At 64.4% G+C, this 23,397-nt stretch carries 18 protein-coding genes and 1 pseudogene; 13 read left to right on the forward strand and 6 right to left on the reverse strand.

What is annotated here, in order from left to right:
• Positions 1-64: 64 nt before the first annotated feature.
• Together J2S73_RS06890 and J2S73_RS06895 are read right to left on the reverse strand one after the other, a co-directional pair.
• Positions 65-1,024 (reverse strand): quinone oxidoreductase family protein, encoded by a 960-nt coding sequence (locus J2S73_RS06890; protein WP_306884713.1) that lies wholly within the window; start codon positions 1,022-1,024, stop codon positions 65-67.
• A gap of 87 nt (positions 1,025-1,111) precedes the next feature.
• Positions 1,112-1,918 (reverse strand): alpha/beta fold hydrolase, encoded by an 807-nt coding sequence (locus J2S73_RS06895; RefSeq protein ID WP_370874392.1) that lies wholly within the window; start codon positions 1,916-1,918, stop codon positions 1,112-1,114.
• Between the two features lie 925 nt (positions 1,919-2,843).
• Here J2S73_RS06895 and J2S73_RS06900 point away from each other — a divergent pair.
• The 7 genes from J2S73_RS06900 (at position 2,844) to J2S73_RS06930 (ending at position 10,083) form a co-directional block, all read left to right on the forward strand.
• Complete coding sequence (locus J2S73_RS06900) at positions 2,844-3,497, forward strand: hydrolase (RefSeq protein ID WP_306884714.1); 654 nt, start codon at positions 2,844-2,846, stop codon at positions 3,495-3,497.
• Between the two features lie 97 nt (positions 3,498-3,594).
• Positions 3,595-3,957: a nuclear transport factor 2 family protein gene (locus J2S73_RS06905; RefSeq protein ID WP_306884715.1), complete on the forward strand. Its 363-nt coding sequence runs from the start codon at positions 3,595-3,597 to the stop codon at positions 3,955-3,957.
• A 78-nt stretch (positions 3,958-4,035) separates the two neighbouring features.
• Positions 4,036-4,824 (forward strand): nuclear transport factor 2 family protein, encoded by a 789-nt coding sequence (locus J2S73_RS06910; RefSeq protein ID WP_306884716.1) that lies wholly within the window; start codon positions 4,036-4,038, stop codon positions 4,822-4,824.
• 254 nt (positions 4,825-5,078) lie between these two features.
• On the forward strand, positions 5,079-5,765 hold the full coding sequence (locus J2S73_RS06915; protein WP_306884717.1) for a type 1 glutamine amidotransferase domain-containing protein: 687 nt from the start codon (positions 5,079-5,081) through the stop codon (positions 5,763-5,765).
• Positions 5,766-5,786: 21 nt separating this feature from the next.
• Entirely contained in the window at positions 5,787-6,641 is an 855-nt protein-coding gene (locus J2S73_RS06920; RefSeq protein ID WP_306884718.1) for an NAD(P)H-binding protein, read from the forward strand.
• A gap of 362 nt (positions 6,642-7,003) precedes the next feature.
• Positions 7,004-8,659 (forward strand): acetolactate synthase large subunit, encoded by a 1,656-nt coding sequence (locus tag J2S73_RS06925; protein ID WP_306884720.1) that lies wholly within the window; start codon positions 7,004-7,006, stop codon positions 8,657-8,659.
• 41 nt (positions 8,660-8,700) lie between these two features.
• A complete protein-coding gene (locus tag J2S73_RS06930) occupies positions 8,701-10,083 on the forward strand; it encodes an aldehyde dehydrogenase family protein (RefSeq protein WP_306884721.1) in 1,383 nt (460 codons plus the stop codon).
• A 264-nt stretch (positions 10,084-10,347) separates the two neighbouring features.
• Here the strand turns inward: J2S73_RS06930 and J2S73_RS06935 are convergent, their stop codons facing one another.
• The 3 genes from J2S73_RS06935 to J2S73_RS06945 form a co-directional block, all read right to left on the reverse strand.
• Positions 10,348-11,052, reverse strand: coding sequence for a glutamine amidotransferase (locus tag J2S73_RS06935; protein ID WP_306884723.1), 705 nt, complete (start codon positions 11,050-11,052; stop codon positions 10,348-10,350).
• 11 nt (positions 11,053-11,063) lie between these two features.
• Complete coding sequence (locus J2S73_RS06940; RefSeq protein WP_306884724.1) at positions 11,064-12,077, reverse strand: homoserine dehydrogenase; 1,014 nt, start codon at positions 12,075-12,077, stop codon at positions 11,064-11,066.
• A gap of 187 nt (positions 12,078-12,264) precedes the next feature.
• A complete protein-coding gene (locus tag J2S73_RS06945) occupies positions 12,265-13,095 on the reverse strand; it encodes an alpha/beta fold hydrolase (RefSeq protein WP_306884725.1) in 831 nt (276 codons plus the stop codon).
• Positions 13,096-13,557: 462 nt separating this feature from the next.
• Here J2S73_RS06945 and J2S73_RS06950 point away from each other — a divergent pair, with 462 nt between their 5' ends.
• Complete coding sequence (locus J2S73_RS06950; RefSeq protein ID WP_306884726.1) at positions 13,558-14,349, forward strand: alpha/beta fold hydrolase; 792 nt, start codon at positions 13,558-13,560, stop codon at positions 14,347-14,349.
• 306 nt (positions 14,350-14,655) lie between these two features.
• Here the strand turns inward: J2S73_RS06950 and J2S73_RS06955 are convergent.
• Positions 14,656-14,778 (reverse strand): annotated as a pseudogene (locus J2S73_RS06955) (transposase); the annotation flags it as partial.
• Positions 14,779-15,846: 1,068 nt separating this feature from the next.
• On the opposite strand from J2S73_RS06955, the gene J2S73_RS06960 reads away from it, so the two are divergent.
• The 5 genes from J2S73_RS06960 to J2S73_RS06980 all read left to right on the forward strand — a co-directional run bounded on the left by J2S73_RS06960 (position 15,847) and on the right by J2S73_RS06980 (position 23,340).
• Positions 15,847-20,613 (forward strand): right-handed parallel beta-helix repeat-containing protein, encoded by a 4,767-nt coding sequence (locus J2S73_RS06960; RefSeq protein WP_306884728.1) that lies wholly within the window; start codon positions 15,847-15,849, stop codon positions 20,611-20,613.
• A gap of 112 nt (positions 20,614-20,725) precedes the next feature.
• Positions 20,726-21,766, forward strand: a complete 1,041-nt coding sequence (locus J2S73_RS06965; RefSeq protein ID WP_306884730.1) for a hypothetical protein — start codon at positions 20,726-20,728, stop codon at positions 21,764-21,766.
• On the forward strand, positions 21,763-21,891 hold the full coding sequence (locus J2S73_RS06970) for a hypothetical protein (RefSeq protein WP_306884731.1): 129 nt from the start codon (positions 21,763-21,765) through the stop codon (positions 21,889-21,891). The genes J2S73_RS06965 and J2S73_RS06970 overlap by 4 nt, the downstream gene beginning before the upstream one ends.
• Positions 21,888-22,421 (forward strand): tetratricopeptide repeat protein, encoded by a 534-nt coding sequence (locus J2S73_RS06975; RefSeq protein WP_306884732.1) that lies wholly within the window; start codon positions 21,888-21,890, stop codon positions 22,419-22,421. The genes J2S73_RS06970 and J2S73_RS06975 overlap by 4 nt, the downstream gene beginning before the upstream one ends.
• A complete protein-coding gene (locus J2S73_RS06980; protein WP_306884733.1) occupies positions 22,375-23,340 on the forward strand; it encodes a tetratricopeptide repeat protein in 966 nt (321 codons plus the stop codon). Before J2S73_RS06975 ends, J2S73_RS06980 begins: the two co-directional genes overlap by 47 nt.
• The last annotated feature ends 57 nt before the right edge of the window (positions 23,341-23,397 follow it).

Genomic DNA, 23,397 nt, shown 5'->3' on the forward strand with positions numbered 1-23,397 from the left:
TACTGCCGGATCGGCAGCTAACCTGTCATGTAACGTCTGCACGTTGGGGTACTCCTTCGCCGCATCAGGGTAACAAAACCACACGCCCCAGAACGGGATTCTCTTCGGCATAGGCATGCGCAGCCGCGGCATCGGCAAGGCTGAACGTTCTGTCGATGAGAACTTCGAGTGTGCCTGCGGCTGCCTTTTCAAGCATGCTGGCAATTGACTTGTGGATGTCCGGCTTTTCGAGTTGGGTGCCCATGAACACCCCCAAGAGCGACTGGTTTGCCTGGAGTGCCGGCCAGAGGTCGAGCTCAAGGGACGACCGCCCCGCATTGCCGACGAAAACCAGACGTCCCTCTAATCGCAGCGACGCCAGTGAGTCCGTCAACGTGGAACCCACAGGATCCACGACAAGGTCCACACCCCGTCCCGCCGTCAACCGCATGATCTCTTCCGGTACATTGACCATGCGATAGTCGATCGGGTGTGTAAGACCGAGGGTCGCCAAACGCGCCGCCCGTTCCGCGCCGGAGACCGTGGCAATCACCGTTGCCCCGTGCCGATGGGCCAGTTGGATAGCGGCGGCGCCAACTCCGCCGGCGCCGCTCTGAATGAGAACTGTCTCTCCTTCAACCAGACCTCCTCTTGAAAAGAGAGAGTGGAAGGCTGCGCCAAAGGAAATCGGCAAAGCGGCGGCCGCGGAGATTGCCAGGCCCCCGGGCACGATCCAAGTTCTGGTCGCTTTGACTGCCCGCAGCTCTGCATGTGATCCGCTCATGTCGAAGCTCGTGACCTTCTGGCCGATAAAGCGGTCCTCAACATCCGCGCCGACGGCGATGATCTCGCCCGCGGCTGCATATCCCAGAATGTGTTTCGGTGCGGGAGGTGGGGTCGATGCCCGGTGGATGAGATCGCCACCTTCAATGGAAATAGCTTCGACCTTGATCAAAACTCCGTCGCGAGCACAGGAAGGGTCGGGAGCGTCCTCATAGTGCAGGACGTCCGGATCGCCCGGAGCGTTTTGGATGGCTGCCTTCATTTGTTGTCTTGGCGCCTCTTTTTTTCGGCCCCATCGTTGCGTTCCCTTTTGTCCGCGCCCCTGGACAGTCCGAAGGGAACCGGCAAGTCATTCGGCGGGTGGGAGTGTCGCAGTGCCACCGGTTTCTTGAAGCGCCTCTGCCGCACCCTTGGCCGCGGCATCGATCACATCCGCGACTGCCTCCGGCCGTGTCAGGAACACGACATGGCTTCCGGGCACCTCGGTCGTTTCGGCACCAATACGGCTGGCAGTGCTGCGCAGAAGATCGGGGGCAATGGCACCATCTTCCGTGGCAACGACGTACCAGCTTGGCTTGTTCATCCAGGCGGCGACGGTCACCGGGGCTGCGAGTGCGGCCATTGATATCGGAACCTGCGCATCCCGCAGGAACGCCGCATCGGCCTCGTCGGCGTCGCCGGCAAAGCCCGCGCGGAACAGGTCTGAATTAAGGTAGGCGAACCCGTCGGACTGTTCTTCGGGCACGAAGTTCGGCGGCGGCGGGATTTCGGCATACTGGTCAAGTGTTGACTGGCCGATCTCGGGTGCAAACGCCGCTACGTAGACAAGCCCCGCGACGATCGGATCGACGCCGGCCTCGGTGATGACGCTGCCGCCATACGAATGACCCACCAGGATCACCGGGCCGTCTTGCCGGTTCAGGACCCGCCGGGTCGCCGCGACATCGTCGGCGAAGGAGGTCAGCGGGTTTTGAACGATGCTCACGGCATAGCCGCGCGCGGTCAGGTTGTCGTAAACCCCGCGCCACCCGGACCCGTCGGCGAAAGCACCGTGGACAAGTACGATGTTGCGAATAGGTTCGGCATGGGCGTCGGTGCCGAAGGCGACGCCGCCCGCGACCGCTGCGGCGGCCATGGTTTTCAAGGTAGTGTTCATTGCCGTTTTTCCTTCTAATCTGGAAGGGTGGGGCGCGACTGTCACCACGGGTCGCCGAGACGCGGCACATGCCGGTGACCCGACAAAGGTGGAAAACGTCCTGCTCAATCCTTCAAAAGCCCGATGTTTGATACGCATCGCGGAACCCGCTTCCTGAGAGAGACACTAGCGCGCGGCCAGGAATTCTGCGGCGCTGAAGCTGCCGTTGGGGTGCCGATCTTGCGGATCAATAACCCCCAGGATGGGAAGGATTTGCTACGTCTGTCGATCTTGTTGGTTCGGCCCAACGGTTCGTGGCTACCGGATCGCCGGCCGCATTCTTCGGCAGACGCCGGCGGAACGTCGCAAGCAGGGATACCCCGTCTCCGGCAACCGCGACGAAAAGTGTCGTGGCAACGCTGGTGCTGGTGGCACGCGACATTGAAAGCGGCATGAGCCGCGAGCATCGGGACGACTTGCCAGAGAATTGGGAGGCCGGACGGCAAGCCGGAGTTGCCCGGCGAAGCTCCGTTCCGTTCAGGCGTGCAACGGCCAGCATCGGCGTAATCTTTGATAAACAACCTGCCCGAACGTGCTCTTCTTCCTCACGGTAGCGGAGTGAAGCTCATGCGCGGCGCACAACGGTGCCCGGGTTGCTGTCTCGCTTGGGTCCAGCAGCGCACCCGTCCGGCCACTCAAGGCCGGGAAACCGGCACCGCCCAACGGGATGGTGCGTGATCCGCGGTAATCCTGAAACGGGGGACTTCTGCTCTGCAGTCAGGAGAAGGTTTCGGGCAAAACGTATCGTTCAAGAACTCGCGCAGGGACACGGGGCAAAGGAAGCAAGAACGGCACCGGCTCGGCAGGTTCTGCAACGCAGCATTTTCGGCCACTCGCTAGTTTCCATGGGACATTCCAGACTTCTCTCGAGACCAAGGAACTTGAGATGGCTCTCCGCAACGGCCTTGCCTCCCTCCTTCGCCCCGAAGATTCCGTTCTGGTCCTGATCGACCATCAACCTTACCAACTGGCGAACCTGAACAGCCACGACCCGCATATGGTCGTCAACAACTCGGCCGCGCTGGCGAAGGCCGCCAAGGTGTTCGGCGTGCCCACCATCCTGACCAGCGTCGTCGAGGCTCGCGGCGGTCACATCTTTCCGCAGATCACCGAGGTTTTTCCGGACCAGGAGGTGATCGACCGGACGCTGATCAACACCTGGGAGGACCCCAAGGTGGTCGACGTGGTCAAGGCGACAGGCCGCAAGCAACTGGTCCTGGCCGGCCTATGGACCGAGGTCTGCGTCGCGATGCCGGCCATCCAGGCGGCCGGCGAAGGTTGGGATGTGACAGTCGTCACCGATGCGTCCGGCGCCGTGTCGACAGAGGCGCATGAGATCGCCATCCAGCGCATGATCGCGGCCGGCGTGAACATGATCACCTGGATGGCGCTGGCGGCGGAATGGCAGCGCGACTGGGCGCGGGCCAAGACCGCCGGGCCGCTCAACGAGGTGGTCATCCAGCATGCCGCTGGCAGCGGCATCGCCTATCTGTGGGAGCAGCAGCTGCTCAATACGCCGCTGCCGAACCCGGCGGGCTGATCGGCCTGGATGGCGACGCGGGCCTCGGGGCATTCCTGGAACCGGCTTGGCCTCGTCATCCATGGCACTGCCCAAAGCTGCGGCGAAGGAGGGACCGATGGATTTCGAGAAACTCATGCAGGCCAACCTCGATTTGGTGTTCGGCGAACATGACTCTGCACGGCGCATCGCGGCGATCCGCGACATCTACCATGAGGACGCGGAGCTTCACGAACCCGACCGTTCGGTCCGTGGGCACGAAGCAATCTCGCAGGCTGTGACCGATCTTCAGGGGCATCTGCCTGCGGGTTTCGTGTTCACCGCGGTCAGGCCGGCATCGGGCCACAACGGCGTCGGTCGCCTGCAGTGGGGCGCCGGCCCGGCCGGGGGGCCGTTTGCGGTCACGGGGACCGATGTCGCGCATGTCGATGGCGGACTGATCCGGACCCTGCATGTTTTCCTCGATCAACCGGACCCTTGAATAGCGGCGCGTCCAGAACGGAAAGCGCGCGGACAACCGTTCCTCCAGAGCCTCAGTCGGATTGAAGGAGCTGCTGCAATGACCGAACATGGCTTTCCCGTGGGGCTGGAGATGGATGTCTCCTATCCGGATTTCCAAGTCAGCCTGACGCTCCTGTCCACCGAGCAATTGCGGTTCGAGATCAAGGAAGGGCCGTTCGCCCGGACGGAGACCGTCGACATCCAGGTCGTACCGATCGGCAATGGCATCTTCGCCGTAAGCTGGCAGGAGGAAAGCGACGCGACGGTCACCAACGTTCAGGACTACGATCACGGCGTTGTCTTCTCGTTCGCGACCCTGCCCGGCGGGCAATTCCTGCGAATGACCGGGACGATGACGATCACTCGGCCGGCGCATCGCATTTCCGACGATCGGCCGCGGCGCAACAAGGAACTCGTCCTCGAGGCGATGACATCGCTCTTCCAGAATCATGACGCGTCGGCGGTGGAACGGCTCTACGCGCGGGACTACATCCAGCACAACCCGAACATTCCCCAGGGCCGCGAAGCATTGCAGGCGCTCGTCGCCGGCCTGGCGGAGCACGTCTTCTACGAGCCCGGACTGATCGTCGCCGAAGGCGATCTCGTCGCCATACACGGCCGCATTCGCGGCTGGGCGGACGAACCGCTGATCGCAGTCGATATCTTTCGGGTCGAGGATGGCAGGCTGGCCGAACACTGGGACGTGTTGCAGAGCGAAACGGCAGCAACGGCGGCCGACAGCGGTGTTTCGATGTTTGACCCGGAGGAAGGCGCACGCCGTGCTCACCCCGAACCGGCGTGGTCGCGAGCGACCCGGCCCGACCCGCTCCACCGGGATCGACAATGACTTGCGACGATCCATGCTCGACAGCTCGTCGACAGTCTCAAGCCCATCCTTCCCGACCTGGCGACAGGGCAGCCTCCCTCGGCAGCCGATCGCATGTCGGACCTTTTTGAGGAGATCGGGGCCGCTGACCATGCCGGGCTCGGTGTCTTGGGCATCGGCGAGCCTCATCGCGCCGAAATGCCGATTTCGCGACTGGCATCATTCCAGCCGCCGCTGCGGCCCGGACCAGCAACATCTTATCGGAGAACGAAGTCATGAAAGTCGTAATGATTCTGACGTCGCATGACCGGCTCGGCGACACCGGCCGCAAGACCGGTTTCTGGCTCGAAGAGCTGGCCGCGCCCTATTATGTTTTCAAGGAAGCTGGCTACGAGATCACGCTCGCGTCGCCGGACGGCGGCCAGCCGCCGCTTGATCCCAAAAGCAACGAGCCCAACTTCCAGACCGAGGACACGCGCCGCTTCGAGGCCGACGCTGAGGCGCGGGAAGCGCTGGCGAATACCGTGAAGCTCGCCGACATATCCCAGGCTGATTTTGATACGGTCTTTTATCCTGGCGGCCACGGCCCGATGTGGGATCTCGCCGAAAGCCCGGTTTCGGCGGCGCTGATCGAAAGCTTCCTTGCCGCGGACAAGCCGGTCGCGCTGGTGTGCCACGCGCCGGGCGTACTCCGTCACGTCAAGACGCCGAACGGCCGTCCGCTCGTCGAAGGAAAGAAGGTCACCGGCTTCACCAACAGCGAGGAGGCCGCCGTCGGCCTGACGGAAGTCGTGCCGTTCCTCGTCGAGGACGAGTTGCAGGCCAAGGGCGGCATCTATTCGAAGGGTCCTGACTGGAGTTCGTACTTCGTGCAGGACGGCCTGTTGATCACCGGCCAGAACCCGGCCTCGTCCGCCGCCGCCGCCCGGCGCCTCGTCGAGGAACTCCGAGCGTCGAAATGAGCGGCTGCGTGGTCTTCGTCCGTGACCACGGTTACCGACGAGCAGGCGCTCGATCGCGACCGGGAGCGGACGCCGGCCGCGTGCGACGCGCACCCGCTAGAACTGCTGGCCTTCTGCGGTCCTCACGAGGCGCTCGAGGGCGAGCCGGTCGACGGGGTTGCGATCGTGCGCTTCCCACGATGGAGAAAAAGCATGAAGGTATTCATCGTTGGTATCGGCGGCGGCGTCGGCCGTCGTGTCGGGGAGCAACTCGCCGCGGCGGGTGACGAACCCACCGGTCTTGTACGTCAGCAGCGTCAGGTCGAGGCGCTGGCATCCCTCGGCATCAAGACCAAGTTCGGCGACCTCGTCGCGATGTCGGTCGATGAGCTCGCCGACGCGGTGCACGGCGCCGACGCGGTCGTCTTCAGCGCCGGCGCCGGCGGCAAGGACGGCGACGATGCGACGACCCGCATCGATGGCGATGGGCCGGGCAAGCTCGCAGAGGCGGCAGCGCTCGCCGGCGTGCGAAGGTTCATACTCGTCTCCGTCTTCCCCGAAGCTTGGCGCGAGCGGCGCATGGACGCTTCGTTCGAGCATTACATGGTTCAGAAGAAGCGGGCGGAAATCGCGCTCGTTCAGACAGATCTCGACTGGCTGATCGTCCGCCCCTCTGCGCTTCTCAACGATCCGGGGACGGGCCGGGTCGATCTTGGTCTCGCCAAGGTCCACGAGCAGATCACGCGCGACGACGTCGCAACCACGGTCGTCGCGCTGCTCAAATCGTCCGACCTGAGCCGCCTGATCCTGGAGGTGACTGGCGGGGAAGTACCTATCGCCGAGGCGGTAGCGGCTGTCCGAGAAGCCACTGCGCCGTGCGGCTCCGAGCAAGCGTGACACGTCAATGCGCGCTTATCACACAGGGCACTCCCGTCGATCGGTGATCGCGATGCTCGCAGGAACGGCGATGATCGCCGTTATGGCGGGGCCCTGATATGGCGCAGATGAGAGCTCGGCGGCCGAGGCTTGAACCTGTAGAGGTGTTGGCGAAGGTCACTGCAGCGCTATGGAGCAGACGGGATCGCCCACCGCTCGTCTCTGGTTGGATGGCTCAACCGCATGTGCCTGAGAAAACCCGTGCGGGGACCTGGTTCCAGGAGTCCCCGGCCTCCAGTGCAATGTACGTGATAGGAAGGTTCGTCTGACCGTTCATGATCACCGCACGCTCCGTCGGTACCAACAACTGGAGAGTTCAAGCTGTGCCCAAAGGATCGGACATTCTTGTCGCCGCGCTGGAGAACGAAGGCGTGGAGCGCATCTTCGGCGTGCCGGGCGAGGAGAACCTCGACCTCCTCGACTCGGTGCGAACCTCCGGCATCGAACTCGTTGTGACCCGTCACGAGCAGGCCGCGGCCTTCATGGCCGCGACGCATGGACGGCTGACGGGCAGGCCTGGCGTCTGCCTGGCCACGCTCGGTCCCGGCGCGCTGAACCTCTCCACCGGTGCGGCCTATGCGCATCTTGGGGCCATGCCGATGATCCTCATTACGGGGCAGAAGCCGATAATGAGCGCCAAACAGGCCCGCTTCCAGATCGTCGATATCGTGGCATCGATGAAGCCGCTGACCAAGATGACGCGCCAGATCGTCAGCGCCGCCGCCATACCTTCCACGGTGCGCGACGCCTTTCGCGTCGCTAAGGAAGAGCGACCCGGGCCGGTGCATCTGGAACTCCCCGAAGACGTCGCGGCCGAGGAGGTCGAGACCGCCTCCGTCATTCCGGTCCATACTGCGGAGCGGCCAGTCGCCTCGACCCGGTCCCTCGACAACGCGGCGCGAATGATCCTCACCGCTGAGCGGCCACTCGTCATGATCGGTGCGACCGGCAATCGGCCCTGGCTGGTCGAGGCGCTGTCGAGCTTCGTGCGCCGCACCCGCCTGCCGTTCTTCAACACACAGATGGGTAAGGGCGCGGTCACCGGCGGCTCGGACCTCTACATGGGAACCGCCGCGCTGTCGGAGGGCGACTATGTCCACGAGGCCGTCGCCCGCGCCGACCTGATCCTCGCCATTGGCCACGATACGGTCGAGAAGCCACCCTTTCTGATGCGGAGCGCGGGCGGGCCGAAGGTCATCCATCTGGGCTATCAGTCGGCCACGGTCGAACAGGTCTACCATCCCGACCTCGAAGTGATCGGCGACATCGGGGCGTCGACCGAGGCGCTCGGGGAACGGCTGGAAGGCCGGCTGGTCCAGGACGATGGCATGCTCGACCTGCGCCAGAAGATCCTCGCCCACCTGAACGACCGAGCCGAAGAGGGGCGGTTCCCGATCGCGCCGCAGCGGATCGTCCACGATGTCCGCAAGGTCATGCCCGCGGATGGCATCGTCTGCCTCGACAACGGCATGTACAAGATCTGGTTCGCGCGCAACTACCGCACCCATGTCGCCAACACGCTCCTGCTCGACAATGCACTTGCCACGATGGGGGCGGGTCTGCCTTCGGCGATGATGGCGGCGATGCTCCACCCTGGCCGCCGCGTCATGGCGGTCTGCGGCGACGGCGGCTTCATGATGAACTCGCAGGAGATGGAAACCGCGGTGCGGCTGGGGTTGAGCCTCGTCGTGCTCGTCCTCAACGACAGCGCCTACGGTATGATCCGTTGGAAGCAGGCCGTGGACGGCTTTCCGGATTTCGGCATGAGCTTCGGCAACCCCGATTTCGTTCGCTACGCCGAAGCCTATGGGGCAACGGGCTCGCGGGTGAGCGCGGTGGAAGATCTCGTTCCGACGCTCGAAGCCGCTTTCGCCGGCGGCGGCGTTCATCTTGTCGATGTGCTGATCGACTATTCCGAGAACACACGCGTGCTGGTCGACGAGTTGCGCAACCGCACGCCCGACGTCGATTGCATGTGAGCGCCTGCCGCGGCAAGCGCGTAAGCCCAAGGATACCGACGATGCTAGAGGTCGTGCAGGCCTTCGATCGCGCACTGATCGCGGAGATCGAGACAGACGATGCCGCCGCGCTGGAACGCAAGCTGCAAGCCGCCGAGCGCGTCTTCCGAGATCGTGACGGCTGGCTCCAGCCTCACGAGCGGATGGCGGTTCTACGCAGGCTGGCGGTGCTGATGGAGGGCAGGCGCGACCATCTGGCCATGCAGATCGCGCGCGAGGGTGGCAAACCACTTCCTGACGCCATCATCGAGACCAACCGCGCCATCGATGGGGTCTATAACGCCGCAGATGAGCTGCGCAGTTTCGCCGGCCGCGAAATTCCGATGGGGCTTTCTGCGGCGGCGGAGCACCGCTGGGCGTTCACCACCAAGGAGCCCATCGGCGTTGTTGCGGCGATCTCGGCCTTCAACCATCCGCTGAACCTGATCGTCCATCAGGTTGCCCCCGCTATCGCGGTCGGGTGCCCCGTCATCGTCAAGCCGGCATCGACGACGCCGCTGTCCTGTCTCGATTTCGTGGCGCTGGTGCGTGAGGCTGGCCTGCCGGAGCCGTGGTGCCAGAGTTTTGTCACCGAGGACAACGGGCTCGCCGAGAAGCTGGCGACCGACAACCGGGTCGCCTTCCTGAGTTTCATCGGCTCGGCCAGGGTCGGCTGGTCGCTGCATAGCAAGCTCGCGCCCGGAACACGGTCAGCGCTGGAGCATGGCGGTGCCGCACCAGCGATCATCGACAGAAGCGCCGATCTCGGAAAGGTCATCGAACCGATCGTCAAGGGCGGCTACTACCATGCCGGCCAGGTCTGCGTGTCGACGCAGCGGATCTTCGTCCATGAGGACATCGCCGAAGGGTTCATCCAGGCGCTTGTCGCCCGCGTGGAAGACCTGCGCACCACCGATCCCACCCTGCAAGACACCGAGGTCGGTCCGTTGATCCTGCCGCGTGAGGCGGACCGGGTCGCACAATGGATCAAGGAAGCGGTCGAGGGCGGGGCGACGCTGGCGACCGGCGGCAGGCGCCTCTCCGAGACAACCCTCGAGCCGGCGGTTCTGCTCGACCCCGCCGTCGACGCGAAGATATCGACGCTGGAAGTATTCGGTCCTGTCGTCGCGGTCTCTCGCTACCGCGATCTCGATGGCGCTATTCGTCGGGCCAACTCGCTGCCGACCGCCTTCCAGGCCAGCATCTTCGCGCAGGACATAGACATCGCGATGCGCGCGGCCAATCGGCTCGATGCCTCGGCCGTGATGATCAACGATCCGACTGCCTTCCGAACCGACTGGATGCCCTTCGCCGGCCGTAGGGAATCTGGGTACGGCACCGGCGGGATTCCCTACACCATGCGCGACATGACGCAGGAGAAGATGATCCTGATGCGCAGGAGCTGACCTCGTTCGATCAATACCGGGGGACCCCAGCGCGTCCAGCTGTGGAGGCTCGACAGGTTGCCGCGGTTTGGACCGAGGCGACCGACTGTCGTTTCGGAGGTTGGCCTGCGGAGCGGACGATGCCCCTTCTGGCGGTGGAGCCTGGTTGGCCGCTCGGTTCGGTGCATGGCGGTCTGAGTTCGGAGGGGCGATAGCGGAGGCCCATTCGCGGCGCTCGGTCTGGATTTCGAATGGCGCGTCTTGATGAGAAGGCTTGCCCACGAACTACTGTGTCAGGCTCGCCAGCCAACCGGCAATCAGAACGGCACTGGCGTGTTCAAGTCCGCTGGCATGTCGCCGGGCATCGCGGCGCAATTCTGCGGGTTCAATGCCTGCCGAGGCCAGTTCATTGGCGTGGCCCAGCAGCCAGTGCTCGAACCGCGCCCCCAGGACTTCCGGGTGAAACTGGAGGCCAAGCACGTTCGGTCCGCGCGAGAATGCCTGGTTCGCGCAGAGCGGAGTGGATGCGAGGAGCTTAGCGCCTTCCGGCAGATCGAACGTGTCGCCATGCCAGTGAAGCACGGGCACGTCGCGCAGCGCAGCGAGAGGATTGGGCGGGGTCTCGGCTGACAGGTCGAGCACCGACCAGCCGATCTCCTTGGCCTGGCCGGGATAGACGCGCGCACCGAGGGCCGCAGCCATCAGCTGCGCGCCAAGGCATACGCCGAGCGTCGGCCGGTCGGCCGCGAGCCGCGCCCGCAGCAGTCGTATCTCGTCAGAGATGACCGGATAGGGGTCATGATCATAAACGCCGATCGGACCTCCGAGAACCATGAGGAGATCGGCGCCGAGCGGGTTGAGCGTCGCCGGATCGCGCTCGGCCACATCGACGTACTCGATGTCGTAGCCGGCCTCTCTCAAGGGGGCCGCGAAGCTGCCCAGGTCCTCGAAACCTACGTGCCGAATGGCCTGCACGGTTCTCAGCGTCATTCTTTCGCTCCCTATCCGCCAGTGGCCCAAGCAGCTCGTGTCGTCAGAATGTGCTCGAGATCCTTCAGCGCGGCCGCCGCGGTGGCGAGAGGCTCCGTTCCGGATCCGATGGCGATCGTCTCGCCCATCACATCGGTGGTGATGCGGATCGCCTTGGTCTTACCGGATACTTGCGCGAGCGGATCGGTCGGCGGGTAGGTCCGGACGCCGACGGTCGCACGCGTCGCACCATCTGCGCGGATGAGGCTTCCGACGAGCTTGGGAACGAGCCGTTGCTGTCGCCACATTTCCATATCATCCGCCGCAACCGACTGAATGCCGTCGACCACCAGATCGTCCATGGTCAGGCCGGCGCCCAGCCCGAAATTGGCGATGAGGATGAGCTTGCTGGCAGTGTCCCAGCCCTCGGTATCGTTGCGCGGGTCTGCTTCGGCGAAGCCGCCCGCCTGGGCACGCGCCAGCGCCTCGTCGAAGCCGAGGTTCTGGTTCATCATCGCATCGAGCAGGTAATTGGTTGTGGCGTTCAGAATGCCCTCGACCTGCAGCACCTCGCAGCCTTTCAGGCTCTGTTCGATGAGGTCAATCGTCGGCAGCGCGGCGGCGGCCGCGCCGCTGATCTTCAGCATCGAACCGGAGGCATCCGCCAGAGCGCGTAGGGCCGACCCACTGTGGACCAGCGCCCCCTTTGAAATGACGATGGAGTGGCGTCCTGCCGAGAGGAAAGGGCGGATATAGGCAAGGCCCGGCTCACCGGTGCGGAAGTCGCTTGGCCCTGCCTCGATAAGAATGTCGGCGCCGCTCGTCTCGATGAAATCCGGGCCTGACAGGTCTGGCTCAAGGGCGTTCAGGCACTCGGGTTCCAGGCCGCCCGGATCGGCGAGGCCGGCGCGCGATCCGCAGACCGCGACTAGGCTAACGTCGGCGCCATAGACGCGCCGATAGCGACTTCGCCGGGCCAGCAGAAGATCGGCCGTCGCGCGTCCCACGCCCCCGAAGCCGGCGATGGCAACCTTGAGGACGTGCATCACTTTAGTCCCGTTTCTTCACGCGTTCGGGATGGCCCTCCGGAACTTACGCGAAATCCGCCAGCGTTCCTAAGCCCTGCAGACGTCACCTGCCAAAGATGAAGCGCTCTGGTCGCGAGCCTGCAGGGTATCACGAACTCGGCGGTCGCGAGCCTCGCAGCCGCCGTTTACCATCGGCGAAGGCCTATCAGGCGCGAACAAAGGCCAGCAAATCCGGGTTCACGATTTCAGGATGCGTGGCGAACAGGCCGTGCGACAGGCCCGGATAGGTTTTCAGCGTGCCGTCCCGTACGAGCTTGATCGCCTTGTGCGCCGAGTTTTCGATCGGCACGACCTGATCGTCCTCGCCGTGCAAGAACAAGACCGGAACAGTGATTGCTTTGAGGTCTTCCGTAAGGTCGGTTTCGGAGAAAGCCGCGATGCAATCGTAATGGGCCTTTGCGCCGCCGGCCATGCCCTGGCGCCACCAGTTGTCGATCAGGCCCTGGCTGATCTTTGCGCCCTCTCGGTTGAAACCGTAGAAGGGTCCGGTTGGCACATTGAGAAAGAACTGGGCCCGGTTCGCCGCAACAGCGGACCGAAACCCGTCGAAAACCTCCAGCGGCACACCATCCGGGTTCGCATCGGACTGAACCATTACGGGTGGAATGGCACCGATCAGGACGGCCTTGGCCACGCGGCCGCGCTCGGCCCGCGCGACGTAGCGCGTGACCTCACCACCACCGGTCGAATGGCCGATGTGGATTGCGTCCTGCAAGTCCAGCGCCTTGACGATCTCTTCAACGTCCGCGGCGTAGGTGTCCATATCGTTGCCGGCGTCGGTCTGGTCGGACCTACCGTGACCACGCCGGTCGTGCGCGATCACGCGATAGCCCTCAGCCAGAAAGAACAGCATCTGGTTGTCCCAGTCGTCGGCGCTGAGAGGCCAGCCGTGATGGAACATGACTGGCTGGGCATCTTTTGGACCCCAGTCTTTGTAGAAGAGGTTTGTGCCGGTGGAGGTGGTGATGATGGCCATGGTTGACGTTCCTTCAGACTAATTCGGCGGTTCCCTGATGATGCAGGGAAGGCTGAGGCCGCTATGCACAGTCAATGGCTCCACCGTAGCGCGCGGCCTTCAGCCTTGCGGCGCCGAGGCTGCCGGCTCGGTGCCGATCTTGCGTACTTCCGGATTTGCAAAGAGTGGCCAGACCGCGCTCCCGTCACATCGTTAGAATGCAACAGATGTGGAGCAGGGCGACTAGAATCGCCGGGCTTTTGACATCAGACCGAAGCAGAACAAAGTCTGCATCCGGAACGTCGACGATTTCTCAGAGCCATTCCTCGGTGCCGGTCCGGTTGCTTGCGTTCCGCAAGCATCTGAAAGCCAGAATCTCAGCAAGAATGGCACCATTCTGGCAACCCGTGCGCCGCAGCCTTGGAGTTGATCGCTAGGTTTACTCCACAACATTGGCCATTTCTCCATCGCCAGGATGAAGTCATGTCATTTCACATGGAGATCTCGATCGTGAACCATCTACAATCTCTTCTTCTTTCAAGCGCCGTGGCTGTCGGCGTGGTGACCGGGCCGTCAGGTGGAGCGTTCGCCGATGTGAACAACATCGTCCTCGTCCATGGGGCGAACGTCGACGGCAGCACCTGGCGCGACGTCTATGACCGCCTGACCGCAGAAGACTACAGAGTCACGATCGTGCAGATGCCGCTAACGTCCACCGAAGACGACATTGCCGCGGTCCAGCGGATTGTCGACGTTCAGAACGGTCCGATGCTGCTGGTCGGGCATTCCTATGGCGGCGTAGTCATCAGTGAAGTCGGCGTGGATCCGAACGTCAGGGGCCTTGTCTACGTCGCGGCGTTTCAACCCGATGTCGGAGAAAGCGGCGGGGGCCTGTTGTCTTCTGCTCCGGGCGAGTTCTCGTCCGACATGCTCAAGGTCTTCGAAGATGGCCATTACCTAATCAATGAAGACGGCTTTCTCTCTGTCGTCGGCAACGGTCTGTCCGATAAGGACGCCGTCTTCCTGGCAAGGTCGCAGGCAGCCTCCAATTCGTCGATCCTCGAATACCAGACACAGTCGGCGGCGTGGGCCGAGAAGCCAAGCTGGTCGGTCATCGCGACCCTCGACCGGACGATCACTCCCGATCTCCAGCGCCGGATGGCGGGGCGGGGCGGCTCGACCGTCGTCCACATCGAGAACGGTCATATGCTGCCACTGACAAATCCCGGCGAAGTGGCTGATGTGGTCCGACAGGCGGCCGATGCGGTCGAATAACTGGTACCTGGAGCGTGCACCGGAAGACCGGATTGGGCGCATTTTCAGTATCACCGAGGCCGACCGAAGCCCGGAGGGCGAGGGCCCTCGTCGGCAATGCCTTCCGTACGGAGCAGTGCAGGTTGCGGGATCGCCCTGGAGCGCCCAGGATCACGTCCATCGATCTACCGAAGGTGCGCGCTTTGGAGCATGCCACCGGCCAGATGCTCCGGTTAAGCTTCCAGACTTGCTATCATTGAGCACGAGATGGAAGGACCCATGGCCGGGAAAGGCATGCTGCGGATCCAAGGCGAAGTCCTGGAGCTAATTGCGCAGCACATTCTCATAGACACCAAGGTCGCGGGCGACTTGAGCCACCGCCACGCCCCGCTCCTTATCTAGGCTTACGGCCTCAAGCTTGAACTCTCAGCTCAACTTTCTTCTCGGAATTCCAGCCCTACAGTTCTGTAAAACTCCTTTTCTCGGTGTCTACGAAACCGGGTGCAGGCCAGTCTGTCGATAAGTTCGCGAGGATAGGCCCAAGTGCCTTCGGCCACCCTGCCAACCTTATGGCTCATGTTTGATCAAGAATTTTCGCGTCATTCGGACAGATGGCAAAACGTCTAACAAATCGTCCAACATTGTTTGGTTGGTTTGAGAAAAATATTTATTATAATCAAATTCATAATAGGGTTTCTGTGAGTTATTCGAATCCCTCCGTCTCCGCCATCATTTCGCTCACGGCAGTTTCGCTTCGCTCAACGCCTCCGCGGCGGCGGCCTGACCGGCCGGCGGGAGGTCGCCCGCTCGGCTCTGAGTTCGAACTTAAGGCGGATGGGTCCGCCAGATTTCTCTTCTAGATCATTGTTTTTAAATACATTTTGTCGCTGCTGACTGGCGCGTACCCCACAAGCCAACCCACAATTTGGTTTTGCCGTGGAGCGCTTTCCCGGGCTTGGATCGTGCAAGCCTCGGCGCAGAGCGTGAAACCGGCAATCTTTCGTTTCGAATTTTCACGAGTCTTTCGCAGGCTGATCCTAGCAGATTTGGGAAAGGTGCCCGCGATGCATACCAATGAATCGCCTCGCGCGGGCGAACGCGCCGTCGGCTGGCGAGAGGCCGATGTTGTGGCTTGGCCCAACATGCGGCCGCAGGCACGGTGACGTTCCGCAAGCGGCTTGGCGCAGGATTGTCGGTGTCGCCGCATTTCGTGTTTCCGGCGACTTGCTCTTGAGCTCGGTATCAAAGCCGAAGCTCGATAACGCTTCCGCCCCAATGTGGGACTTCTGAGAAAGTTTCTCCTCCCGACAAAGGCAAAGCAAAGTCGCTTGGGGGGCCAGACTGTCCAACGACTGAAGCTCAAAGTGCTTTCAGTGTCGAATTCCGGGCCGACAAACTTGCCCAAGATAGCATTCGCGTCGAACAGGCAGATGTCGAAGTGGGTTCTTGGGCTAGCACACAATCCTGACCCTCCCTGATTGCAGGTTCGGCCCCGCCCCGCTTACTCTTGCTCGAACGATGGCGGGTCCGGGCAGGGGGGCGGGTTTGAAACGGGTCATCACGCCCGAGGACGGCTGGAGCGCGATCGTCAACGCCCTTGCCGAGGCACAAGCCGGCGATCTGGTCCGTCTGACCGCGGGGCGTTTCGAAGGCGCGGAGACGTTGTCGATCCCCGCCGGCGTCTCTCTCGTCGGGGCCGGCAACGGCGGAGACGGGGACGACCCGGACGGGCCGACGACGCTCCTGCGCTTTGTCGCCGATGCGCCGGCCATCGAACTGCGCGAGGCGCACGGCGCCCGCCTGTCATCGCTCCGGGTGGTGATGGCGCCGGAGGCTGTCGCGTGGCGCGCGCTGCCCGAAGCCACGCCGGTCAACATGTCGCTTCCGGTAGACGAACGGCCGCTCATGGAATGGGGGGCCGTCTTCGCGGACCGGGCGGAAGGGCTCGACCTGTCGGAACTCTCGATCTCAGCGGCAAACCCTTATAGCGGTCTCAAAGGCATCGTTTTCCGTATCTGTGACGGATCTGCCCTTACCGATTCCCATGTCTGGGGCTTCGGCGGATCCGGCATCAGCGCGATCTCGTCGCTCGATCAGCGGATCAAGCAGGTCTCGTCGCGGGGCAATTTGCATGGAATAGCGGTCATCCGCTCGGAGGCCGCGTTGGACCGCGCGAGCCGGGTCCGAATTGTGGGTGCCCGCAGCCACGGTAATGCAACAGCTGGAATCGTACTCTTTTCCAGTGAGGCAGAGGCGATCGAGAACTGCGAAGCCTGGGGCAATGGTGCCAGCGGCATCATGCTTCAGCGCGATCCGAATGCCCCCCAGGAAGCCTCGCGGGCGCGGATCGTGGGCTGCCGCAGCCACGGGAATACAAACGCCGGCATCGTCTTATCGTCCTCTGAATCAGAGGCGATCGAGGACTGCGAAGCCAGGGGCAATGGTGCCAGCGGCATCATGCTTCAGCGCGATCCGAAAGCGCCCCAGGAAGCCTCGCGAGCACGAATCGTGGGCTGCCGCAGCCACGGGAATACAGACGCCGGCATCGTACTCTTTTCCAGCGAGGCGGAAGCAATTGAGGATTCCGAAGCCAAGGGCAATGGTACCAGCGGCATCATGCTTCAGCGCGATTCGAAAGCGACCCAGGAAGCCTCGCGGGCGCGGATCATGGGCTGCCGCAGCCACGGGAATACGCAGGCCGGCATCTTACTCTTTTCCAGTGAGGCAGAGGTGATCGAGTCCTGCGATTGCTGGGGCAACGGTACCAGCGGCATCATGCTTCAGCGCGATTCGAAAGCGATCCAGGAAGCGTCGCGGGCGCGGATCGTGGGCTGCCGCAGCCACGGGAACATACACACCGGCATCGTGTTGGCGTCTTCTGAATCAGAGGCGATCGAGGACTGCGAAGCCTGGGGCAACGGCACCAGCGGCATCATGCTTCAGCGCGATCCGAAAGCGGTCCAGGAACCGTCGCGGGCGCGGATCGTGGGCTGCCGCAGCCACGGGAATACGCAGGCCGGTATTGTCTTATCGTCCTCTGAATCAGAGGCGATCGAGGACTGCGAAGCCTGGGGCAACGGTACCAGCGGCATTGTGCTTCAGCGCGCTTCGCAAGCGACCCAGGAAGCCTCGCGGGCGCGAATCGTGGGCTGCCGCAGCCACGGGAATAGGCAGGCCGGCATCTTACTCTTTTCCAGCGAGGCGGAAGCGATCGAAGATTGCGCCTGCTGGAACAACGGTTCGAACGGCATCAGCCTCCGCGACCCAAAGGCAGCCGACCGACCACCGCTCGTGCGGATCGCCGATACGCTTTGCTTTGACAACATCAAGGCCGGATTTGACCTCCTGGCCGGTAACATACTCGGGCTTTCCGGCAACCGGGCATTCGAGAACGGAAGCGCGTCGCTGGTCCCCGACCCGTTGCAGATCCCGACCGACGGCAGCCTGCGGGTTCCGGCCTCCCGGATCGATGCGCGGCAGATCTCGACGGATCCCATTCCCGGCGTTCGAGACCGGGTCCGCGACCGTTCGGTCGGCGGGGCGCTCGCCCGCGAACTCGAGGCCCAGGGCGTCACCAAGGCCGACGAGATGGCTCGGCTCGTTGCCGGGTGTGGTTGCGTCGAATGTCTCGCGGCGGCCTGGAGCGGCGCCACGGTGGGCGCGCCTATCTCGCAACGGCGCAGACGCGGCGAAGGGGCCGATATCGGGGCGGCCGGTGCCGTGTTTCCGGGTTCGTTGCCATTGGACATCGAGACGCCAGCGGCCGGCAAGCAAGCCTTTGACGCTGCCGATCCTGTCGTGCCCCGGGAGCCGCGTGCGTACCGGCTCGCCCTTTCCGCGGGCGGCCGCCGGCTCGATCCGACACCGCTCCCGTTCGACGAGAGTGTTTCCGATGGGGTGGACGCGCTGGAGGCACGGATTTTCCACCATGTCCGCGCTTGCCTTGATGCAGGCACCAAACGCGTCGTCACGATCGGCGTGGTCGGGTTGAACGCATCGGCATTGAAAACGCTGCTTGGCCGACTGCGAGGGGTCGATGAGGCGCGTGGCCGGGAGGACGCCATGCAGATCGGCCTCCCGCCGGCGCACCGGCGCATGATCAGCCGCCTGGCTCAGACCGGGCGGTCCTTCTGCCGGGTGCTTCAGGCCGACTGCGACGCGCGGACGGTGTTCGCGCTGCGGGAAGGTACTGCGCCGCTGCCGCTGTTCGAGGCCGAACTGGCGGCCAGCGAGCGACGACCGCGGATGGTGGTCTTCTTCGAGCCTGCCCATCTAGTCAGGCAGGCCGGACTCGCGCTCCTCTTCGGCGCGGCTCTTACCTTTCTCTTCTGGGCCAAGAACCCTGAACTGGTGCCCGTTTCCCTGGACTGGCTTCCCGGAAGTCTCCGTGACGGGATCGCCGCAGCGAGCGCGGTCCTGGTGCGGGGAGAAGTGCTGACGCTCTCGGTGATCGCGATCGCGTGGCTCGCGTTCGCGGTCCGCACCTTCGACCGCCGTCTGCCGAAGCGGCTTCGGATCGGGGTACCGTCATGGCTGCGGCGTCTCGTGACCCTCTACGGAGCCGGCGGGTTATTCGGAGCTGATGCGGTTTCATCGGCCGAAGTCATCGACGACTTAGGACCGTGGCGCCGGTGGCTGAAGCGCAGACTGTTCGGCGGTTTGACGCGGCCGGTCGCCGGTATCGTCGTCCTGAACGGGGCCGATGCCTGGTCGAACGATGACAAGGCGCGCCTGAAAGCCCTGACGGAGCTGCCCGACGACGACCAGTGTCTGATCGTGATCCACCGCCTGACCAGCCTCTCGACCCTGGCGTCGGGCATGCTGTCGCCCTTCGCCCAGGGTGATGGTGACGCTCGCTGCATCGTCGGGTGCGATGCGATCGAACTCATTCTGGCCGGAGAGGCCGGGCCGACCGAGGCCGGCGAGGCGGACATCACCGGCTCGTCGTCGGTCGGGCCCTTGCTTGGCTTGGGTGACGACGCAGATGCTCTGACCGATCTTTCGGCCGATCTTCGCGACGGACGGTGGACCGAGCAGGATCTGATCCCGACGCTCGTCATCGGGTCGGCGCCATCGGGAAGCTTCGTGCTCGAATACGACCGCCAGAACGAGGAGCCGCCACTGGGCGAGGTCGCCGCGCCCTACGCCGCCTTCATGTCCGACACCGGCCGGCCGCTCTCCGGGTTGTTCCGGGAGCAGACCAGGCTGGATGCCGCGTGGAACCGGGCGGCGGCGGCCGTGTCGGTGCTGAGCCTGGAGATCGGTGGCCGGCGCCCGAGGCGCTTGCTGATCGGAAGGGCCGGGTACCGGGCGCAGATGATCGCTGCGTTGCGGCCGGCCTTGGCGTCAGCTGGACAGCCGCATGAGGGCAGCGACCCGGAGTGGCGCGCCTATGTGCGGCTCCTGACGGCGTGCGGGGAGCTCTATCATCTGCGCCAGACCGCCGCAGCGCTGGCGCCGCTAGGGGAGGTGGCACCCTTAAGCCGGGCCGTTCGTCATCTGCGAGCGGCCGTCGAGCTGCGGGGCTCGCGGGACGGCTGGCAGCCGGAGGGCCACCGCCGGGAGATGCTTTGGGCCGCGTGGCGCGAGACCGCCGAGGCGGTCGCCCGGCTGGACTCCGACGATCCGTTGGCGGTCGAACTCGACGGGCTTGTGCTGCATGCCTTCGCGTCTGCGGAAGGAGAGGGCGTCGATCTCGGCGTACGGGATCCGCTGGCGGGCGAGGGGCCCTTTGCCCGCGCCGTGGCGGTTTTTCTCGACCGGTTGAGCGGTCTCGACCCGTCCTATGCCGCCTTGCTGGCCGAGACCAAGATCCGTTCCGAATGGGCTTTCCTGCCGGATTGGGTGGTCGAGCGTGTGCGCGCCGCAGTCAAGGAGAGGACGAGTTTCAATCCGAGGCTCGGAGAGCTTCTTGCGGCGCAGCCGGATTTTGAGAGCTTCGCCGATATCGTCGAACGGCACAGCGGCGACATGCCCCGGGTTGCCGCGACAGCGTACCTCCTGGCGGCCCGGCTTCTTGGGGAGGGCGTTGACCAGGCTCTCGCCTTCGCGCGGATGCTTCATCGGCACGCGCGGGCGGGCGTCGCGATCGATGTGGAGACCCGGCTGGATCCGCCGCGCGCGAAGGACAGTTGGATCCTCGATCATCTGCTTGACGAACGAACTGCGGCTCTGTTCACGACGCAGCGGCTCGACATCGCCCGCGATCGTCCGCGCGGGCTTTATCTGGGTACCTTTGATCCCATCAATCGATCGACGGAGCGCCTGGTCGAGATCGAAGTCTGAGCTCGTCTCAGACTATCCGCTGATCGACCCGCATGGTGTGCCTCTCCCCATCTGCCTCTGGTTATAATCTCCCAGACAAGTCTGTTTGGTGCGACGACACAGCGGGGTGGGGATGTCGGCGGATCTCAAGTTTTCGGGTGAGAACCGGAAAGCCAGTCTGCAGCAGCTGGTCCGTGCCTTCGAGGACGTGAAGAGCGAGGCGGAAGGCGTCCGAGCGAACGGCGTACCGAAGGCGCCGATCCATCGGGTGGCGCTGATCCATGGCGAGCGCGGGCGCGGCAAGACGCGGCTCGCCATCGAGCTCTATCGGCAACTGCGGAAGCAGGAGGATCCGGCCGGCTACTGGCCCGAGTTCGTTCCGAAGGACGAGAACCAGGACCAGGCCTCGCTCACGCCGAGGGCGGAGGACTGCGACTACGAACCGGTCCTCCCTTTCCTGTGGTGGGGCATCCAGGCTCAGGCCGGATACAACCCCGGCAACGCGCTCTTCGCCACTCTCGACAAGCTGAAGCCGCACCTGGTCACGATGCGGATCGCGCACCGACGGAGCCAGGACGGACGATCCACGGCGGCCGAGCTTGCAGACGTCGCCACGGAACTCGGAATGTCCGTCGCTGAGTTGGGCCTGGATGTCGCCGGCGAAGTGATCGGTGCCGGTTCGCTCAAGCGCATCGCCGAAGGCATGTGGCGGATCGGCAAGATCGGCCAGGAGCGATTGCGCGAGAATGCGGACCCCGCCGGCGAGGGCGACCGGCACGCGGCGAGCGTCTCCGAAGAGGTGCTCGCCGACCTGGACCGGCTTTTGAACCCGAAGAGCCCACAGTTCGCGCACCGTCCGGCCGTGATCCTGATCGATGATGCCCAGTTCGCCGACCAGGATCGGCCGCTTGCGGTCTTCGTCGAGCGGTTGATCGTGCGGAGCGCGCGGGGCCGCTGGCCGCTTCTTATCTTGATGACCCATTGGAGCCGAAACCTCGACGACACCGAGACGGCCGCGGGCGAGCCCGTACCGCGCAGCCTTGTCGCTCAGGTGCTCGACCGGGTGCGTCAGACGCCCGAGCCCGGCCCCGTCTGGTGGAGGCTCCCGACGCCTTCGAAGGGCTGCGGCCGGAGGACCTCGCCTTTGCGCTCAGCGTCGCCACCGAGCGGATGATCGCGCTGGATGACTCCCGTGCCGGCCCGGCGCTGGCGCGGCTCGTGTCGATTGAGAATGCCCGCGGCAACTACGAAGGCGCCTATGACGCGGCGAACCGCTTCATCGAGGGGTTCCGGCCATGACATGGACCCTGGATGGGATACCGAACCATCTGGCGGACGAAGTGACGAAGACCCTGAGGCGGTCTGGAGACCTTACGGGGGCAGGGAGCATTTGGGAGGGTCTTCTTGATCGCTACAGAGGTCTGGCCGCCGCCGATCCCGCCAACACAGAGTGGCAGCGCGACCTGTCGGTCAGCCGGAACAAGATCGGCGACGTGGCCAGGGCCCGGGGCCGCCTCGACGACGCGGCGACCGCCTACGAGGAGGGGCGACAGATTGCCGAGCGGCTCGCCGCCGCCGACCCGACCAACACATATTCGCAGCGCGACCTATTGGTCGGCCTAATCAAGATCGGCGACGTGGCCACGGCCCGGGGCCGCCTCGACGACGCGGCGATCACCTATGAAGAGGGGCGACAGATCTGCCAGCGGCGTCACCGACGCCGATCCCACCAACACAGAGTGGCAGCGGTTTCTGTCGGTCAGCCTGGAAAAGATCGGCGACGTGGCCATGGCCCGGGGCCGCCTCGACGACGCGGCGATCGCCTATGAAGAGGGGCGACAGATCTGCCAGCGGCTCACCGACGCCGATCCGACCAACACAGAGTCGCAGCGCGGCCTGTCGGTCAGCCTGATCAGGATCGGCGACGTGGCCACGGCCCGTGGCCGCCTCGACGACGCGGCGACCGCCTATGAAGAGGGGCGACAGATCGCCGAGCGGCTCGCCGCCGCCGATCCCACCAACACAGAGTGGCGGCGGGACCTGTCGGTCAGCCTCGACAGGATCGGTGACGTGGCCACGGCCCGGGGCCGCCTCGAAGACGTGGCGACCGCCTATGAGGAGGGGCGCGAGCTTGCCGAGCGGCTCGCCGCCGCCGATCCCACCAACACGGAGTGGCAGCGCGACCTGTCGGTCAGCCTGGAGAGGATCGGCGATGTGGCCAGTGCCCAAGGCCGCCTCGAAGACGCGGCGACCGCCTATGAGGAGGGGCGCAAGATCCGCCAGCGGCTCGCCAACGCAGCCGACCCGACCAACACACAGTGGCAGCGCGACCTGTCGATCAGCCTGAACAAGATCGGCGACGTGGCGACGGCCCAAGGCCGTCTCGACGACGCAGCGACCACCTACGAGCAGGGCCGGGAGATCGCCGAGCGGCTCGCCGCAACCGATCTGTCGAACACGCAGTGGCTGCGCGACCTGTCGATCAGCCTCGACAGGATCGGCGACGTGGCCAGGGCCCGGGGCCGTCTCAAGGACGCAGCAGTCGCATACGAGGAAGGGCGGGCGATCCGCGAACGGCTCGCCGCCGCCGACCCGACCAACACGGAGTGGCAACGCGACCTGATCATCAGTTGCGTGAAGCTTGCCGAAACAGGTCGCGCGCCTCAGGACAACTACGCACGCGCGCGCTGGACATCGCCCAGGGGCTTCAGGCAAGCGGCAGGCTGGCCCCGAGCGACGCGTGGATGATCCCCGAGCTGCGCCGGCGGCTCGCACAACTGGAGGAATAGAACCGGCGCCGTGTGC

This window comes from Amorphus orientalis (assembly GCF_030814015.1).
Taxonomy (GTDB): domain Bacteria; phylum Pseudomonadota; class Alphaproteobacteria; order Rhizobiales; family Amorphaceae; genus Amorphus; species Amorphus orientalis.

Excerpts from the sequence above, each read along its gene's own strand:
- J2S73_RS06930 (WP_306884721.1), top strand. The coding sequence starts at position 8,701 with ATGCTAGAGGTCGTGCAGGCCTTCGATCGCGCACTGATCGCGGAGATC.
- J2S73_RS06915 (WP_306884717.1), top strand. The coding sequence starts at position 5,079 with ATGAAAGTCGTAATGATTCTGACGTCGCATGACCGGCTCGGCGACACC.
- J2S73_RS06965 (WP_306884730.1), top strand. The coding sequence starts at position 20,726 with ATGTCGGCGGATCTCAAGTTTTCGGGTGAGAACCGGAAAGCCAGTCTG.
- J2S73_RS06900 (WP_306884714.1), top strand. The coding sequence starts at position 2,844 with ATGGCTCTCCGCAACGGCCTTGCCTCCCTCCTTCGCCCCGAAGATTCC.
- J2S73_RS06905 (WP_306884715.1), top strand. The coding sequence starts at position 3,595 with ATGGATTTCGAGAAACTCATGCAGGCCAACCTCGATTTGGTGTTCGGC.
- J2S73_RS06935 (WP_306884723.1), bottom strand. The coding sequence starts at position 11,052 with ATGACGCTGAGAACCGTGCAGGCCATTCGGCACGTAGGTTTCGAGGAC.
- J2S73_RS06940 (WP_306884724.1), bottom strand. The coding sequence starts at position 12,077 with ATGCACGTCCTCAAGGTTGCCATCGCCGGCTTCGGGGGCGTGGGACGC.
- J2S73_RS06890 (WP_306884713.1), bottom strand. The coding sequence starts at position 1,024 with ATGAAGGCAGCCATCCAAAACGCTCCGGGCGATCCGGACGTCCTGCAC.
- J2S73_RS06970 (WP_306884731.1), top strand. The coding sequence starts at position 21,763 with ATGATCGCGCTGGATGACTCCCGTGCCGGCCCGGCGCTGGCGCGGCTC.
- J2S73_RS06895 (WP_370874392.1), bottom strand. The coding sequence starts at position 1,918 with ATGAACACTACCTTGAAAACCATGGCCGCCGCAGCGGTCGCGGGCGGC.
- J2S73_RS06950 (WP_306884726.1), top strand. The coding sequence starts at position 13,558 with ATGTCATTTCACATGGAGATCTCGATCGTGAACCATCTACAATCTCTT.
- J2S73_RS06975 (WP_306884732.1), top strand. The coding sequence starts at position 21,888 with ATGACATGGACCCTGGATGGGATACCGAACCATCTGGCGGACGAAGTG.
- J2S73_RS06910 (WP_306884716.1), top strand. The coding sequence starts at position 4,036 with ATGACCGAACATGGCTTTCCCGTGGGGCTGGAGATGGATGTCTCCTAT.
- J2S73_RS06945 (WP_306884725.1), bottom strand. The coding sequence starts at position 13,095 with ATGGCCATCATCACCACCTCCACCGGCACAAACCTCTTCTACAAAGAC.
- J2S73_RS06960 (WP_306884728.1), top strand. The coding sequence starts at position 15,847 with ATGGCGGGTCCGGGCAGGGGGGCGGGTTTGAAACGGGTCATCACGCCC.